This window comes from Streptosporangium sp. NBC_01639, from assembly GCF_045209755.1.
Taxonomy (GTDB): domain Bacteria; phylum Actinomycetota; class Actinomycetes; order Streptosporangiales; family Streptosporangiaceae; genus Streptosporangium.
The window spans coordinates 3,123,737-3,140,885 of the sequence record NZ_CP109272.1; the positions used below are offsets into that span (position 1 = coordinate 3,123,737).

Consider the following 17,149-nt stretch of genomic DNA (forward strand, 5'->3'; position numbering starts at 1 on the left):
TGTTCAGCTCCTCACGACAGCGAGAACTTCGTCCCTGATCGCTGCCATCTGAATCTCGTCAGCCGCTTCGGCGTTAAGCCTGAGCAGCGGCTCGGTGTTGGACGGGCGAAGGTTGAACCACCATCCGGGTCCGGACACGGTCATGCCGTCCAGTTCGTCGAAGGTGACACCGTCGCGGCCGGCGAACGTCCGGCGCACCCGCGCCGTCGCCTCCGCCTGGTCGGCGACCGTGCTGTTGATCTCTCCGGAGGCCGCGTAGCGGGCGTAGTCCGCGAGGATCTCCGACAGGGGCCGGTCCTGCTCGCCCAGCGCGGCCAGCACGTGCAGCGCGGCCAGCATGCCGGAGTCGGCGGACCAGAAGTCCCTGAAGTAGTAGTGGGCCGAGTGCTCGCCGCCGAAGACGGCACCGGTCCTGGCCATCTCGGCCTTGATGAACGAGTGGCCCACCCGGGTGCGGACCGGACGCCCGCCATGCTCGGCGATGATCTCCGGGACGCTCCGCGAGGTGATCAGGTTGTGGATGACCACGGCGCCGGGGTGCTTGGCCAGCTCGCGCGCCGCGACCAGCGCGGTGATCGTGGAGGGGGAGACCGACTCGCCACGCTCGTCGACGACCCAGCAGCGGTCGGCGTCGCCGTCGAAGGCCAGGCCGATGTCGGCACCGGTGTCGAGGACGGCCTTCTGCAGGTCGCGCAGGTTCTCCGGCTCGATCGGGTTGGCCTCGTGGTTGGGGAAGGTGCCGTCAAGCTCGAAGTAGAGCTCGGTCGTCTCCAGCGGGAGCCCCTCGAACACCACCGGGACGGTGTGGCCGCCCATGCCGTTGCCCGCGTCCACCACGACCTTCAGCGGCCGGATGCCGGACAGGTCGACCAGCGTGCGCAGGTGGTCGGCATAGCCCCGTAGCAGGTCTTGTGCGGAGACGGTCCCGCCGCCGTCGCCGCCGACTCCGGACTTCAGGAGCTCGGCCGCCCGGTCGCGGATCTCGGCCAGACCGGTGTCGCCGCCGATCGGCACGGCGCCGGCCCGGCACATCTTCATGCCGTTGTACCGGGCGGGGTTGTGGCTCGCGGTGAACATCACGCCGGGCAGGGCGAGGCTGCCGCTGGCGTAGTAGAGCAGGTCGGTGGAGCCCAGTCCGGCATGGACGACGTCGGCCCCGCGTGAGGTCACCCCGCGGGCGAAGGCCGCGGCCAGCGGCGCCGAGGAGGCGCGCATGTCGTGGGCCACCACGGCGGTCCCGGCGCCGGTCACCTCCACGAAGGCCGCGCCGACCGCCTCCGCGGTCTCCTCGTCGAACTCGTCCGGCACGACGCCTCGGACGTCGTACGCCTTGAAGATCTTGGCGAGGTCACCCACTCCAGCTCCGCCCTTTATGTCATGTCTGCCGAGCCCAGCTTATCCGGGTCAGCGGTCACGCTGGGGTTGAGCGGAACGGAGCACCCGGAGGTGACCGCGGCGCCCCACCTCGACTCCCTGGCCGACGGGCTCGGCGCCCCCCGTCGGGGCGGGTCTGGCCGCCTCGCGGACCGCGTTGGCGAGGGCCTCCAGATCGTCGCTGCTCGGCGGCGCACCGTCACTGGGAAGGCGCACGACCTCCCAGCCACGAGGTGCGGTCAACCGCTCGGCATGCTCGGCACACAGGTCATAACAGTGCGGCTCGGCGTACGTCGCCAAGGGCCCGAGAACGGCGGTCGAATCGGCGTAGACGTACGTGAGCGTGAATACGGCAGGCTGACTGCACGCGGTGCGGGAACAGCGGCGGACGGGGCTCACGGTGGGACCGTATCCGGTAAGCGTCCGAGGCGCCACTATCTGAGCGCTCTTAACGAGCGTGTCGCCACAATTCGGACACGTGTCCCATCTTCCACCCGCCTGTACGGCTTACCACCTCTGTCCCCGGTCGCCTCCCCGCCCTCCTCCCGGCGCGTCTAAGCTTGGCCCGTGAGTTCGGCACCCGGCGGTTTCCGCCCTCCCCGCAGACGCGACCGGCACGGCCGTGGCATGCGCGGCCCGTTGGCGCCCTCCCATGTGCCGATCGCCAAGTCCCGCAGCGAGCGTTTCGACGACTTCGTCCTGGACGCCGTGGACCGGCTCAAGCCCCGCTGGAGCAAGCAGCTAGCGGCGGTGGAGTTCGCGGTCGAGGAGGTGCCGCCGCTCAGCGAGCTGAGCGACGGCCCCGGGCTGCTGGCCGGAGAGCCGATCCCGTTCGGCCGCTCCGAGCCCGCCGCGGGCAAGCGCCCGGCCGTCGTGATCATCTATCGGCGCCCCCTGGAGGCCCGGGCCCGTGACCGCGACCAGCTCGGCGCGATGGTGCACGACGCCGTGGTGGAGCAGGTCGCCGACCTGCTGGGACTGACGCCCGAGACGGTCGACCCCGGCTACGACCGCGACTGAGCGCCGGACGGCGCGCGGGGTCCGCCGGCGGGACCGGGGCCCGGCGGGAACCCGGCCGGGCCTCAGGGCAGCACGGCCGAGACGGACTCGGTGATCGGCGGCACCAGCGCCCACAGGCGCGCGGCCGCCAGCGGCTGCGCGGTCAGCAGCAGCCCGTCCTTGACCCGCTCGTCCATCACCCGCCCGCCGTATACCGGGCCGGACCCGGGCAGCGGCAGCACGACCACCGCGAAGGGGCCGTCCACCTTGGGCAGCTTGACCTCCTTGGTGCGCGAGGCGATGACGCTCACCTCGAAGGGTTCCGGTGCCTCCCCCTTGCGCGGCAGCACCTGGACGCTCACCTTTCCGGCGGTGTCCGGCGCGGTCAGCAGCAGCCGGGAGCTCTGCTTCTTGCCCGTGCGGTTGTCGGCCACCACGCTGCCCAGGTCGATCGGGGCGGCTCCGGCGGTGAAGGCCACGTCCCCCTTCTTCCCGGTCCCGGTGACGGTCAGCCCGGCGACGATCGGCGCGTCGGAGGTGAGCAGCAGCGCGGAGGGCTGCCCGGCGATACCGGTCGACAGGTCGAGGGTGGCGACGGACCCCGCGGATACCTCGACCAGTTCGCGGTCCTTGAGCGCGTAGGTCCCGTCGGGGGTGAGCGCCTTGACCTCGACCAGGGTGTCGGCCTCTCCGACGGAGGCGACCAGCAGCTCGCGTTTCCCCCCGCCGCCGGGGATGCCCGGCACCACGACGCGGGTGGCGGGCGCGGTGGAGACCGGCAGCCAGTCGACGCCGCGGCCGCCGTTCATGATCGCCCGAGCCGCGGCGGTCACCCGGCCGGAGCTGGTGCGCACCTCGACGGCCATGACGAGCGGTGAGGGGGCCAGGTCGCCGACCTTGATCGTACGGCTCTCGCCCGGCTTGACGGTGAACACGCCACCGGAGTCGCCGACCACCGGTCCCTCTCCCGAGTAGACCAGGATCTCCACGACGGCCGGGGCGGGGTCGGCGTTCGTGAGGTGGATCGTGACGTCGGCCGAGGCCGGTCCCGGCCCGACCAGCCAGGTGCTCGCCACGGGCTCCACGCACCGCACTCCGGCCAGTCCCCGGTGCTTTCCGGAGGTCTCCTTGCGGGTCTGCTCCGACTCCAGGCCGGCGGCCATGCTCCCGGTGGACACCACCGTCAGCGGCCCCGACTTGGCGGGGACCTTCTCCTGCCAGAGGCCGCCGGGGGCCTCCAGGGTCTGGAGGGTCTTGTCACCGGCGACGATCGTCGTGGTGCCCGGCCCCTGCCCGCCCGGCGGGGTGACGACGCCGACGGCGGCCTCGCCGGCGTCGGGGCAGACGGCCGTCACGGAGGCGACGGGCACCCGCTGCGGGCCGGGCGCGGGCCGGGTCTCGGCCCCCGGCTGGGTCGCGGAGGCCACGCCGTAGAGGGCGAGAAGGGCCACCAGGACCAGGGCCAGCAGACTGAACCGGTTCTCGATCAGGGACTTCACCGGGGGGCCAGCTCTCTTACGGGCTCGGGCAGGTCCTGGGAGGCGGAGCCGGATCGCGAGCCGGGTGCCGCCAGGACCGACACGACCAGCAGGATGAGCGCCTGGGCCCAGAGCCAGCGGTCGTGCCAGGGGTCGCCGGCCGGGACGGGGGGCCTGGCGATCGGCTGGGTCAGCCGCCACGCACCGAGCGTCCGGGCCAGGCTCATCCTGGCGAGGGCGGGCTGGGAGTCCAGCGCCTGGCTGATCTCCGGGCTGATCGGCGGAGCCACCACCACGAACTGCACGCCGTGTGCGGCCAGCACGTCGGCATCGTCCGCGCCCCGGCCGGAGACCAGCCCGGCGGCGGCGACGCCGACGCGTTCGCGCGCCGCCTGCTCCATGGGGATGTCGGACTCGCCGATCAGCGGGGTACGGCCGCTCAGCACGGTGAAGGTCAGGCCGTCCCGCCGGGTGCGCAGGAGCAGGGTCCGCTCACCGTCACGCGAGTTGACCGCGGCCAGGGCGGGCAGCACGTCGGGCACGTTCCCGCTGATCGGACCGTCCACCCCCTTGGCGATCCACATGCCGGCCGCGAGCAGCGGGGTGGAGAAGGCGATCGCCACGACGGCGAACGCGGTGACCCTGCGCAGCCCGCCCGCCGCCCGGAACTCGACGATCCGGTCGGCGGTGAGGGCGGCCACCACCAGCAGGCCGGTGGTGGCGAAGGCCAGCGGCACACCCGGCCAGGCCGGGGCCACGGCGTCGCCGTTCAGAGAGGTGACCGGGGTCCGGCTGACCAGGATCGCCACCAGCAGGCCGAAGAGCGCGACGCCCCAGCCGACCGCGATGACCATCCGGTTGCGGCGCATCAGCAGCGCGGCCAGGCAGGCGACGATGAGGCCGCCGGTCACCCAGAGCGGCGGCATGCCGGGGCCGCCGGGGCTGAGCGTCAGCAGCGAGGAGGCGGGCAGCGCGGGGTCCACCAGAGCCAGCTGGTGCAGTCCGGCCTCCAGCAGGAGCCGCCCCGGCGCGCCGAGCACCTGGGCCAGCCAGGGGAACAGCAACGCCACCGGGACGCCGAACGCGATGACCACGGAGAGCGCGACGCCCCTGCGGGGGAAGGCCAGCGCGGCCAGCGCGCCGAGGACCAGGGTGAGCGGGTAGACCAGCGGGGCGAAAGCCGTACCGACGGCCAGGAGGAGGCCCAGCCCCCACGCGGCCCGGCGGGCCCGGCGGCCCTCGCCCGAGAGCAGGGTGGTGGCCAGCGCCGCGTAGAGGGGCAGCAGCACGAAGACCACGGCGGTGCCGAGCCGTCCGGCGGCGACCGTCCCGGTGGCCACCGGGAGCAGCGCGTAGGAGGAGGCCAGCCAGATGCGGGTCCAACGGCCCGGGATCATCGACCGGGTGGCCACGTAGGCGGAGAACCCGGCCAGCGGCACGGAGCCCAGCAGCAGCACCGAGACCGCGAGCCAGACCTTGCCGAACAGCACGCTGGACAGCGCGGCCAGCGCCGCGACGTACGGCGGCGCCCACGCGTCGCTCCCCAGCCCGGCCTGGTGGTATCCCTCCAGGTAGAGATCCCACAGGTCGGAGGAGCCACCGGTCACCGGGACGAGTGCGCCGCCGCCCAGCCGGGCGCCGCCGATCAGACCTCGCTCGGCGATCAGCGTGACCACGGCGAGCGCGAGGAAGAGCAGCACTCCCGGATTGCCGAAGACCCGCTGCATCCCCCCGGCGTCGGCGAGCAGCTCCTCACCGTCCTCCTGGGAGGCGGCCACGGCCTGGTGCCGGCCCGCCGACTCCACGAAACCGGTCCCCGCCAGGTAGCTCTGCAGCCGGTCCGAGAGGCGCCGGTAGCCCGCACCTGACGGGGTGAGCAGCCGTTTGACCGCCGCATGGCCCTGTTTGCGGCCCTTGGCGCGGGCCCGGCGGGCCTTGATCATCCGTCCGGGATGGCCGACCACCGAGCCGAGCGCGACGATCTCGTCCAGCGCGTCGGCGGGCCGCTTGGCCAGCAGGAACAGCAGCGTGCGGAAGGCCGAGCCGGAGATGTTGCGGACCAGCGCCCACATCAGCGGCCAGAACGGCAGGTTCGCCATGACCACGAAGATCGCGTTGCGGCGGTCCAGCCGGCGGGGATGGTCGCCACTGACGATGATGCGGCGGCGCCGCCGGGTGGCGGCCTCGGCGTGCCAGGCGACCGCCTGGGTGACGTTCTGCACCCGGTGCCCCGCGGCCCTGGCCCGCCAGCACAGGTCGAGGTCGTCGCGGAACAGCGGCAGGAAGGGGTCGAGGCCGCCCACCTCGTCCCAGACGTCCCTGCGGATCAGCATCCCGGCGCTGGAGACCGAGAGCACGTCCCGGACGCCGTCGTACTGTCCCTGGTCGAACTCGCGGGGCTCCAGCCCGGTGTCCCTGCGGCCTGTCCGGTCGACGGTGACGCCGATCTCGAGCAGGACCCGCCGGTCCAGCCAGTCCCGGAGCTTGGGGCCGAGCACTCCGGCCTTGGGGTCGGCGTCGGCGGCCCGGAGCAGGGCCTGCAGCGCTCCGGCGTCCGGCGCGCAGTCGTCGTGGAGCAGCCAGAGCCATTCCCGCCCGCCGGCGGGCCCCAGCCGGTCGAGCACCGCGGCCACGGCCTGGCCGAAGCTCGTCGAGCGCGGAAGGGTGAGCACGGCGTTCGGGCCGAGGACGCCGGTCAGCAGTGCGGCGCTGCCGTCCCGGCTGCCGTTGTCGACCCCGACGGCACGGTCCACCGGCCGGGTCTGCGCGAGCAGCGCGTCGAGGGTCTCCCCCAGCCAGCGGGCACCGTCATGGGAGACGACGATCGCAGTGACGCTGTGGTGGAGACGGGGGGAGTCGGTGATGGACATACGTCCCGTGGTTCAGGAGGGGTGACGATGGGCGCGACAACGATACGACACACTATGTACGGCTATGCCATATGGATGAAAAAACGGGTCACGTGACCCGTGGTCACGTGACCCGTCGAAATATCGTCAAGCGCCCTCAGCGGGCGCCTCAACTGCCTCTTAGACTGCCTCACGCTTGATCCGGCGACGTTCCCGCTCGGAAAGCCCACCCCAGATGCCAAACCGCTCGTCATGCTCAAGCGCGTACTCAAGGCATTCGGCACGGACCTCACAGGAGCGGCACACCTTCTTGGCCTCCCGTGTGGACCCGCCCTTCTCCGGGAAGAACGCCTCCGGGTCGGTCTGCGCACACAAGGCGCGTTCCTGCCAGCCAAGCTGCTCTTCAGCGATGCTGTCCTGTGCGATGACCAGGTCGGCCACTGCACACCTCCCTGCCGCCCGCAAATGGAGCCCCCCTATGAACGCCTCCCTCTTACCCACCCAGAGGAAGGCGTAACAACACGTGTGTAATTACACGCGCGTGCCCGGTGTGGCGTCAAGCGGCATGCCGGTATCCGGGGAAAGACCTGCTCTCCCCGGTTGTAGGTCGCGCACCTCCCACGACGGCGGACGGACCAAGCGATCATGACGACCGCCTGGCCGTTCAGGGCTCTCGGCGGTCGGAACCGTACCAGGACATGTTCTGCTCCTGACCGGGGCCCACCCTCTCTCTATCAGGACTTTCCTCGCCCGTGACCTGGCCGGAGCGCTCCGGCCGGTAGATCGCGGTGGGGTCTATGGCCGGCTGCGAGTCCCACGAGTTTCCGCCGAGCGGGTCGCCCTGGTAGGAGCTGGGGTCGAACCGGAGCGTCGCGTCGGCCGGCTGGTCCCACTGGTGACCGCTCTGCTGCTGGTACGGCTGCGCGGCGGGCGGCGTCTGCGGGTGACCGAACGGGTCGTCGTAGGACCCGCCCTGCGGGGAGGAACCGTATTCCGGGACCCTGAGCTGCGGCTCGGTCCCCTGGGACTGCTGCTGGTAGCTCTCCGCCTGCTGGTAGGCCTGGGCCATCTGCTGGGAACGGGGGTCGACCGGGTCGGGTGCCGGGTAGTGCAGGTTCGGCTCGGTCGGCCGGGCGAACTCCGCGCCGGAGTAGCCGGTGAACGGCTGGCCGTAGTTCTCCGGCGGCTGCGGGAAGGACGGCTGCTCCTGGTTGTCGAAGGCCGTCTGCTGCCGGTTGTCAGCCGGCGCGGGCGCCTCCGGCTGCGGCTGATAGGCCTCCGGCTGCGGCTGATAGGCCTCGGACTGCGGCTGGTAGGTCTCCGGCTGCGGCTGGTAGAAGGAGGCCTGCTGCTGCTCGGGCTGCGGGGAGTAGCCGGGAGCCGGAGAATCGGCCGGCGGAGCGTAGCCGGGATGTTGCGCCGCGGCGGGCGGCGGGTAGCCCGGGAACTGGGCGTCCGGGTAGCCCGGGGCCTGCTGAGGCTGTTCCGCCGGCGTGGCGTAGATCGGCGGGTCGTACGCCGTGGCCGGCGGGTCGTACGGCGCGGCCGGGGCGGAAGGCTGGGCGTCGGCGGCGACGTACGGGCTCGGGGTGTAGGGCTCGGCCGGGGCGGGAGGCGGAAGCTGCGCCTGGGCGTAGGGGGCGGGCTGGTTGCCGGGGGCCTGGGTCTCGACCGGCGGCGCGTAGGCGGCCGGAGAGTAGCCGTCGCCGGTCGGCGGGGTGTAGGCGTGCGCGCTCTGCTGGCCGTAGCCGTCGGAGGTCGCGGCGGAACTGCGGGCGGGCGGGAGCGCCGGCTGGCTGTAGGGGAGCTGCGGGACGGGGGCAGCCTGGGCCTGCTGCTGGGCATGCCCGCCCTGCGGGGTCTGCCCCTGGGGCTGGTACCCACCCTGCGGGGCCTGCTCCTGGGGCTGGAAGCCCTGCTGGGGAGCCTGCTCCTGCGACGGGAAACCCTGCCCCTGGAAGGACTGCTCCTGCTGGAAACCCTGCTGCGGAGCCTGCTCCTGCGGCTGGTAACCCTGCGGATACCCCTGCTGGGAGGCCTGCTCCTGCGGCTGGAAACCCTGCTGCGGAACGGGCTGGGCGTGACCACCCTGCGGATAGGCCTGCCCGTGGGGCTGGAAACCCTGCTGGGGAGCCTGCTCCTGCGACGGGAAACCCTGCCCCTGGAAGGACTGCTCCTGCTGGAAACCCTGCTGCGGAGCCTGCTCCTGCGGCTGGTAACCCTGCGGATACCCCTGCTGGGAGGCCTGCTCCTGCGGCTGGAAACCCTGCTGCGGAACGGGCTGGGCGTGACCACCCTGCGGATAGGCCTGCTGCTCCTGGGCGTACTGCTCCTGAGGACGGAAGGAGCCGCCCTCGGCGCGGACGCCGGCCACGCGGGGAGCGGCCGAGGTCGCCTTCGGCAGCAGGTAGAGCAGCGCGAGCACGGCCAGCGCGAGACCGGGGACGCTGAGGAGGAGGAACTCCACCTTCCGCCCGATGGTCGCGTCTCCGCTGAAGAGCGCGCCGAACAGCCCGACCACGCCGAACAGCGCGGCGAGTCCGAGCATGCCCACGGCGACCTGCGTCATCAGCTTCATCCGGCTGAGCACCGGGCCGAGGTGGCCGGCCAGCAGCACGGCGCCGACGAGCAGCGCCACGGTCACCGGCGAGGTGAAGTCGTCCACGTATCCGAACGCGCGAATGCCGAAGGACGAGCTCGCCGAAGAGGTGGATCCTCCGAACAGCAGCCGTTCGATGCCGACGAGAACGCTCGCGGACGCGATAGCGATCATGAGCCACGCAGCCGGCTCTCGGAGCCGGCCGGCTTCACCATTGATCACAACTACCCCCAACGGGTCTTTAGGTAAACCCGGCACAGTTTTGCACATGGTCGACTTCAACGTCGGGAGACCCAGAAACCTCAGGAATCCCATATGTACTTCACTGCACCTTATTGTCGTATATTTAGCGAACCACTGGAGGCAACCCTGCCAGCGAAGACGGCCCTCGTAACGATCAAGACAAGGCGACCCCGTGCACGGCGGAAGGCCTTCGAACCGGCGTGTCCGAGGCAGTGAAAGACTGGACGCCATGCGCATAGTGTCCCTAGCCGGCGGAATCGGCGGTGCCCGCTTCCTGCGCGGCCTTCTCACCGCCGCCCCCGAATCAGAGATCACCGTCATCGGCAACACCGGTGACGACATCACTCTCTACGGCCTGCAGGTCTGCCCCGACCTCGACACCGTGATGTACACCCTGGGCGGCGGCATCGACGAGGAGCAGGGCTGGGGGCGGCAGAAGGAGACGCACGTCGTCAAGGAGGAACTGGCCGCCTACGGCGTCGAACCCCAGTGGTTCGGCCTGGGCGACCGTGACTTCGCCACCCATATCGTGCGCACCCAGATGCTCCGGGCCGGCTACCCGCTGTCGGCGGTCACCGAGGCGCTGTGCGCGCGCTGGGAGCCGGGCGTACGGCTGATCCCGATGAGCGACGACCGGACCGAGACCCACGTGGTCATCTCCGACGAGCAGGGCCGCCGGGCCGTCCACTTCCAGGAGTGGTGGGTACGGCTGCGCGCCTCCGTCCCCGCCGAAGAGATCATCCTGGTCGGCGCGGACCAGGCCAGGCCCGCCCCCGGCGTGCTGGAGGCCATCGCCGACGCCGACGTGGTGATCCTGCCGCCGTCCAACCCGGTGGTCAGCATCGGCACGATCCTGCAGATCAAGGGCATCCGCGAGGCCCTCATGTCCAAGACGGTCGTCGGCGTCTCCCCCATCGTCGGCGGCGCCCCGGTCCGCGGCATGGCGGACGCCTGCCTGACCGCGATCGGCGTGGACACGACCGCCCAGGCGGTCCTGGAGCTGTACGGCTCGGCCCTGGTGGACGGCTGGCTGGTCGCCGAGGAGGACGAAGGCGTCCGCCTCGACGGCGTCAGCGTCCGGTCCCGTCCCCTGATCATGCATGACGTCGAGTCCGCCGCGGCCATCGCCCAGGCCGCTCTCGACCTGGCCGCCGAACTGTCGGCCTCCCGGCGGGAGCCGGACGGAGCGAAGGGCGAGGAAGAACTGTGAACAGGATCCACCGCAGGCGGGGCGACCAGGGCGACGGCCGGCTGGAGATCTTCCCGATCCAGGGGATCCCCGAGGTGCGGGAGGGCGACGACGTCGGCGAGCTGATCGCCGCGGCCTCGCCCGACCTGCGCGACGGGGACATCCTCGTGGTCACCTCCAAGATCTCCAGCAAGGCCGAGGGCCGGGTCCTCCAGGGCGTCGGACGCGGCGAGGCCATCGCCGCCGAGACCACCCGGGTCGTCGCCCGCCGGGGCGAGACGGTGATCGCGCAGACCGCGCACGGATTCGTCATGGCCGCCGCCGGGGTGGACGCCTCCAACACCGAACCCGGCACGGTCGTCCTGCTGCCCGTCGACCCCGACGCCTCCGCCGCGGCCGTCCGGACGAGCATCTGGGAGCGGCTCGGCGTCTCGGTCGGCGTGGTGGTCTCCGACACCTTCGGCCGTCCCTGGCGCAACGGCCAGACCGACCTCGCCGTCGGCGCGGCCGGAGTGACCCCCGTGCTCGACTACCGTGGCCTGTCCGACGACCACGGCAACGCGCTGGAGGTCACCCTGACCGCGATCGCCGACGAGTTCGCCGCCGCCGGAGACCTGGTCAAGGGCAAGCTGGCGCAGACTCCGGTAGCGGTGCTCCGAGGCCTGGCCGAATACACCACCGAGGACGACGGCCCGGGAATCCGCGAGCTGATCCGTCCGTCCGAGGACGACATGTTCCGGTACGGCTCCCGTGACGTGGTCTTCGCGCGCAGGACCGTCCGCGAGTTCTCCGACACGCCGGTGGACGGAGCCAGGGTCCGCCGGGCGGTGGACGCGGCCATCGCCGCCCCCGCCCCGCACCACACCACCCCGTGGCGGTTCGTCCTGCTGGAGTCGGCCGGGATCCGGGGCAAATTGCTCGACGCCATGCGCGAGGCGTGGATCACCGACCTGCGCGGTGACGGTTTCTCCGAGGAGTCGATCGCCAAGCGGATCCGGCGCGGAGACGTGCTGCGCGCCGCGCCCTACCTCGCCGTTCCCTGCCTGGTCATGGACGGCTCGCACACCTACCGCGACGACCGGCGCAACGCCGCCGAGCGGGAGATGTTCGTGGTCGCCACGGGCGCCGGAGTGCAGAACTTCCTCGTCCAGCTCGCGGTGGAGGGCCTGGGCTCGGCCTGGGTGTCCTCCACCATGTTCTGTCGCGAGGTGGTCCGCGAAGTGCTCGACCTGCCTGCGGACTGGGACCCGATGGGCGCCGTGGCCATCGGCCATCCGGCCGCCCCGCCCCGTGACCGCGCCCCCCGGCAGGCGGCCGACTTCATCGCCGTCCGCTAGCCGTACGGGCTTGGTACGGCCGGCCACCCGCTGACGGGACTCTCTGCTTCCGAGGACCGATCGGTCTTCGGAAGCAGGGCCGGGATCGGCTTCCGCGGTTTCGGCCGATGCCGGGCCACGGCCCCGGAGAACGCCTCCGGGAACACGGCCGCCGATGACGGCAGATCAGCATTTTCAGGGTTTCATCCGTATCGGATCGCGTTCACGATCGCCGCGAACAGGATCAGCGTCCCCAGGCCGACCACGATCATTCTCCGGATCGCCGTCCAGGCCGCCGCCTTCGCATCCGGGACCTTCGCCATCGCCTCGGCCACCGTCTGGAGCGCCTTGCCCCAGTTGGCCCAGGCGTCGAGCGTCCGCTGGAAACGCCGCCCGACGAAGAAGACGATCGTCGCGATCACGATGATGATCAGGACACGGCCGTCCGAGCTGTCCAACGTTGCACTCCTACCAGGGGGAAGCAGGATTCTCGTCGCTGCGGGTATGTCGGGGCTGTCAGAGCTGCGAAATGGCGAACACGATCATCGCGACCACGATGAGCATCAGGATCCGGCCGTCCGCACTGTCCATTGGTGCACTCCCACCTGGAAGGAAGCAGGATTTCATCACTAAGAGTATGCGAACGACTACGGAAATGCCAAGAACTGTTTCCCTTGACCTCAGCCGGAACCGTCCGGGCAGGTGGACGCCGCCCCACCGACCATCACAACACGCGGCGCAGCAGGGGTACGGCGGGCGCCCCCATAGGGACAGCCAGGCGGCCGCTGAAACGTCCGCGTCTTCTCCGCCTTCCCTGTTCCTGCTCTCTCCCCGCCCGCCTACTTACCCGGTCGCCTTCGCCTCTCGCCGGGACAGCTCACGGACGATCTTTCCGGCGGTGACCCGCGGCACCCCACCGTAACGGCCACGCAGATAACCGCGCTCCAGATTCTCCTCCTTGCGCGGCTTGGCCGCTGTCAGCGGATACAGCTCGCTCTCTCCTGAGCGTTGCTTCACCGTGATCCACACCTGATCACGGTTGAGCGGCCGGTCGAGCACCTCACTGCCCAGCAGGATCGCATCGTGCGTTGTGAAGATCAGCTGTGCGCCACGGGGATGAGGTCTGTGGCGATGTGCGGCGTCAGAGCATGCTCGCCCGCCGCATGACATCCCGCCGACCCGGATGGCGGCAAACCGAATGGGACGTCCTGCGGGTGGCCCGATCGAGCGCAGTCCGAGCACGGGCCGCGCGGAGCGTGAAGGCTCCGCGCGGTCCAGGTGTACGGGCTGCGCCCGACGTCCGGTGTTGTGGACCTGTCACACCTGTTCGAGTGGCAGGAGCCTCCGTACGCTCTGGCAGACGCCGTCGCTCGCCGCCGCCGCGGCCAGCCGTTCCCCGTCCGGCACCCCGTAGGAGGTGGTCCGCTGCCGGAGCGGCCGGCCGGTCGGGGCGACCATGGCCGCGATGTCGCTGATCGTTTTGAAGGAGCCGTTCTCCGACCCCGCCATCCGGCTGATCGTCTCCTCCATCAGGGTGCCGCCGAGGTCGTTGACCCCGCCCTGGAGCACCTGGCGGCACAGGCCGTCCTGGAGCTTTACCCAGGAGCACTGGATGTTGCCGATCGCGCCGTGCAGCAGGATGCGGGCCAGTGCGTGCACGGCCCGGTTCTCCCGCGCGGTGGGTCCGGGCCTGGCGATCCCGGCGAGGTAGATGGGCGCGCTGTGGTGGACGAACGGCAGCAGCACGAACTCGGAGAACCCGCCGGTCTCCTCCTGGATGCGGCGGATCAGCCGGATGTGCTGCACCCAGTGGGCGTGGTTGTCGACGTGGCCGTACATCATCGTGGACGTCGTCGGGATGCCGACCCGGTGCGCGGTGGTGACCACCTCGACCCACTCGGCGGTGGGCAGCTTGCCCTTGGTCAGCACCCAGCGCACGTCGTCGTCGAGGATCTCCGCCGCGGTGCCCGGCAGCGAGTCGACCCCCGCCTCCTTGGCCGCGACCAGCCAGTCCTCGATGGACAGGGCCGTACGGCTGGCGCCGTTGATGACCTCCATCGGGGAGAAGGCGTGGACGTGCATCTCCGGCACCCGTGCCTTGACCGCGCGGGCGATGTCGAAGTAGGCGCTGCCGGGCATGTCCGGATGGATTCCGCCCTGCATGCACACCTCGGTCGCTCCCGCCTGCCAGCCCTCCCAGGCCCGGTCGGCGACCTGCTCAAGGCTCAGCGTGTAGGCGTCGGCGTCGGTACGGCGCTGCGCGAAGGCGCAGAACCGGCAGCCGGTGTAGCAGACGTTGGTGAAGTTGATGTTCCGGTTGACCACGTAGGTCACGTCGTCGCCGGCCACCTCCCTGCGGAGGTCGTCGGCGATCCGGCACAGTTCCTCCAGCGCCGCGTCGTCCGCTCCCGCGCCGTCGTGGTCACCGGCGACGTCGAGGAGGGCGAGCGCCTGCTCGTCGGTCAGCCGGGTGGGATCCGCGGCGGCCTGCCGCAGGGCCGCCCCGGCCTCCCCGACGAGCACCGCGGGAGCCGGAAGCCGCTCTCTGAGGGCGTCCCAGTCACCGTAGACGTGGTCGAAGTCGTCCCGGCGGTCAGCGGTGCGGCCCTCGGTGTCGACGGCCGTGTGCAGGTCGGTTCGGCCGAGGGAGACGAATCCGCCGTCCGGCTCCTGCCAGGGGAGGCCCGCCGGGATCGCGTCCTCGCGGGCGAGCCCGGTCTCCGGATCGGCCAGCGCCGCCACGTGCGCGTTGAGCCGGGGGTCGAGCCAGGGCTCTCCGGCCAGCACGTACTCGGGGTAGATGGTCAGCCGTTCCCGCAGGGCGAACCCGGCCGCGGCCGTCCGGGCGGCGAGGTCGTCGATCTGCGGCCACGGTCGCTCGGGGTTGACGTGGTCGGGCGTCAGCGGGGAGATCCCGCCCCAGTCGTCGATGCCCGCCCTGATCATCAGCTCGTACTCGGAGTCGACCAGGTTCGGCGGCGCCTGCACCCGCATCCTGGGCCCGAGCACCAGCCGGGTCACCGCGATCGTGGCGGCCAGTTCCTGCAGGTCGGCGTCCGGCATGCCGCGCATGGCCGTGTCGGGCTTGGCACGGAAGTTCTGGACGATGATCTCCTGGAGCCCGCCGTACTCGCGCGCCACTCTGCGCAGCGCGAACAGCGACTCGGCCCGGTCCTCGACCGTCTCACCGATGCCGATGAGGATGCCGCTGGTGAACGGTACGTTCGTCCGGCCGGCGTCCTCCAGCACGCGCAGCCGTACCGCGGGGTCCTTGTCGGGCGAGCCGTAGTGCGGCTGCCCCTTCTCCTCGAACAGCCGCCGCGAGGTCGTCTCCAACATCATGCCCATCGACGGCGCGACCGGCTTGAGACGCTGCAGGTCCTGCCAGCTCATGACGCCGGGGTTGAGGTGCGGCAGCAGTCCGGTCTCCTCCAGCACCCGGACGGCCATGGCGCGGACATAGGAGAGGGTGTCGTCGTAACCGTGCGCGTGCAGCCACTCGCGGGCCTGGGGCCAGCGGTCCTCCGGCCGGTCGCCCAGGGTGAACAGCGCCTCCTTGCACCCCATCGCCGCGCCCTGGGCGGCGATCTGAAGCACCTCGTCGGGGCTGAGATACATGCTCTCCAGCTTGTGCGGCGCGGTGGCGAACGTGCAGTAGCCACATCGGTCACGACAGAGCCGGGTCAGCGGGATGAAGACCTTGCGGCTGTAGGTGATGATCCCTTGTCGTCCCACCGCCTCCAGGCCCGCGTCCCTGACCCGTCCGGCGTGCTGGAGAAGGGTGTCGAGGTGGGCGTCTCGGGCGTGCAGCAGCACGACGGCTTCGGTCAGGTCGAGAGCTTTTCCGTCACGGGCACGGGCCAGGGCCCGGCGCATCGCGGTGTCGGTGGGGTTGACGCTCATGGCTGCACATTACGGCGCAGCGGCCAGGAAACCGCCACCGGGTGCCGGTTCGGCACAGTCGATCATTCAGAGTTTCTAAAGCGTTAGTTGAAGCAGGTCTCGATAGACATAAATACTTGCGCCTGCATACATTGGAGGCATCCACCGAGGCACCACCCCTTCCCAGGAGTAGAAAATGATCTGGTTTCTTCTCGCCTTCGCCGTCCTCGCCGTCCTCGCCCCGTTCGCCGGAGCCGACACCCGTGACAGCCGCGACTGGCGGAGCGTCGAGCCGCTCCCCGAGCCCGGCCGGGTCAGAAGCGGCGATAGTCGCGTGCCGGCATCCGTGGCCCCCGGGCGGGTGGCCGCTCACCGCCCAGCTTCAACAGCCTGCTGACCCGGTGCCGGTGTCCCCGGTAAGGCGCGAGCAACCGCAACATCCCCGCGTCATCGGTCTTCCGACCGGTCAGCGACCAGCCGACCAGCGAGGACAGGTGGTAGTCCCCCACCGATACCGCGTCGGCGTCACCGTGCGACCGCTGCCGCACCTCGGCGGACGTCCACACCCCGATCCCGGGCAGCGCCCGCAGCAGCCGGTCCACGTCGGCGCTGTCCCCCGCCGTCTCCAGCTTCACGGCATGCCACGCGGCGTTCACGATGGTCCGGGCCCGTACGGCCTCCGTTCCCGCCCGGTGCCAGTCCCACGACGGGATCGACCGCCACGCCTCAGGCTCGGGGAAGACTCTCATCCCCTCGGGTGCGGGCCCCGGGGCGGGCTCACCGTGCCGGAGGAGCAGCCACCGCCAGGCCCGCCACGCCTCGCCGGTCACGACCTTCTGTTCGAGCACGGCGGGAACCAGCGCCTCCAGAACCCGGAAGGTCCGCCCGACCCGGAGCCCTTCGTAGCGCCTGGCCGCGGCACGGACCGCGTCGTGCTCGGGAACGAACCCCGAGACGTCGTCGTCGACGCCGAGCATCGCGGGAAGCGTCTCCAGCAGCCACCCGGCCCCCGGCCCCCAGGCGGTGCCGGCGACGTGTCCGCTCCGGGCGGTCACCCGTAACGTCGCGGGGCCGTCGGGGGTGCGGGAGGTCCGCCAGATCGCCCCGTCGGACGTCTTGCGCCAGGCGGGATCCCCACCGCCACGCCGGTGCGGGTGGAGGGTCAGCTCAAGGTCGAACGGCCCGTCCCAGCGCCATTGCCGCTCCCTCGCCACGGTCAC

13 protein-coding genes are annotated in these 17,149 nt (G+C 71.3%); 3 read left to right on the forward strand and 10 right to left on the reverse strand.

Annotated elements, in window-relative coordinates; genetic code table 11:
* Positions 1-3: 3 nt before the first annotated feature.
* Both OHA77_RS13940 and OHA77_RS13945 read right to left on the reverse strand, forming a co-directional pair.
* Complete coding sequence (locus OHA77_RS13940; protein WP_406318501.1) at positions 4-1,356, reverse strand: phosphomannomutase/phosphoglucomutase; 1,353 nt, start codon at positions 1,354-1,356, stop codon at positions 4-6.
* A 48-nt stretch (positions 1,357-1,404) separates the two neighbouring features.
* Positions 1,405-1,773: a DUF3499 domain-containing protein gene (locus OHA77_RS13945; RefSeq protein WP_406318503.1), complete on the reverse strand. Its 369-nt coding sequence runs from the start codon at positions 1,771-1,773 to the stop codon at positions 1,405-1,407.
* A gap of 168 nt (positions 1,774-1,941) precedes the next feature.
* Between OHA77_RS13945 and OHA77_RS13950 the strand changes: the two genes are divergently transcribed.
* Positions 1,942-2,394 (forward strand): metallopeptidase family protein, encoded by a 453-nt coding sequence (locus tag OHA77_RS13950; protein WP_326820182.1) that lies wholly within the window; start codon positions 1,942-1,944, stop codon positions 2,392-2,394.
* Between the two features lie 62 nt (positions 2,395-2,456).
* On the opposite strand, the gene OHA77_RS13955 is transcribed toward OHA77_RS13950, so the two are convergent.
* The 4 genes from OHA77_RS13955 to OHA77_RS13970 all read right to left on the reverse strand — a co-directional run bounded on the left by OHA77_RS13955 (position 2,457) and on the right by OHA77_RS13970 (position 9,473).
* Positions 2,457-3,872 (reverse strand): DUF5719 family protein, encoded by a 1,416-nt coding sequence (locus tag OHA77_RS13955; protein WP_406318505.1) that lies wholly within the window; start codon positions 3,870-3,872, stop codon positions 2,457-2,459.
* On the reverse strand, positions 3,869-6,721 hold the full coding sequence (locus OHA77_RS13960) for a glycosyltransferase (protein ID WP_406318507.1): 2,853 nt from the start codon (positions 6,719-6,721) through the stop codon (positions 3,869-3,871). Before OHA77_RS13960 ends, OHA77_RS13955 begins: the two co-directional genes overlap by 4 nt.
* A gap of 159 nt (positions 6,722-6,880) precedes the next feature.
* A complete protein-coding gene (locus tag OHA77_RS13965) occupies positions 6,881-7,141 on the reverse strand; it encodes a WhiB family transcriptional regulator (protein ID WP_012888122.1) in 261 nt (86 codons plus the stop codon).
* 223 nt (positions 7,142-7,364) lie between these two features.
* Positions 7,365-9,473: a hypothetical protein gene (locus OHA77_RS13970; protein WP_406318508.1), complete on the reverse strand. Its 2,109-nt coding sequence runs from the start codon at positions 9,471-9,473 to the stop codon at positions 7,365-7,367.
* A 298-nt stretch (positions 9,474-9,771) separates the two neighbouring features.
* Between OHA77_RS13970 and cofD the strand changes: the two genes are divergently transcribed.
* Entirely contained in the window at positions 9,772-10,752 is a 981-nt protein-coding gene (gene cofD / locus OHA77_RS13975) for a 2-phospho-L-lactate transferase (protein WP_406318509.1), read from the forward strand.
* Between the two features lie 5 nt (positions 10,753-10,757).
* Complete coding sequence (locus tag OHA77_RS13980) at positions 10,758-12,068, forward strand: coenzyme F420-0:L-glutamate ligase (protein ID WP_406319822.1); 1,311 nt, start codon at positions 10,758-10,760, stop codon at positions 12,066-12,068.
* Positions 12,069-12,250: 182 nt separating this feature from the next.
* On the opposite strand, the gene OHA77_RS13985 is transcribed toward OHA77_RS13980, so the two are convergent.
* The 4 genes from OHA77_RS13985 to OHA77_RS14000 form a co-directional block, all read right to left on the reverse strand.
* Entirely contained in the window at positions 12,251-12,505 is a 255-nt protein-coding gene (locus tag OHA77_RS13985; RefSeq protein WP_326820176.1) for a hypothetical protein, read from the reverse strand.
* A 385-nt stretch (positions 12,506-12,890) separates the two neighbouring features.
* Positions 12,891-13,064, reverse strand: coding sequence for a hypothetical protein (locus OHA77_RS13990; protein ID WP_406318510.1), 174 nt, complete (start codon positions 13,062-13,064; stop codon positions 12,891-12,893).
* A gap of 300 nt (positions 13,065-13,364) precedes the next feature.
* Positions 13,365-15,923: a bifunctional FO biosynthesis protein CofGH gene (locus OHA77_RS13995; protein ID WP_326826997.1), complete on the reverse strand. Its 2,559-nt coding sequence runs from the start codon at positions 15,921-15,923 to the stop codon at positions 13,365-13,367.
* A 320-nt stretch (positions 15,924-16,243) separates the two neighbouring features.
* Positions 16,244-17,149 (reverse strand): DNA-3-methyladenine glycosylase family protein, encoded by a 906-nt coding sequence (locus OHA77_RS14000; RefSeq protein ID WP_406318511.1) that lies wholly within the window; start codon positions 17,147-17,149, stop codon positions 16,244-16,246.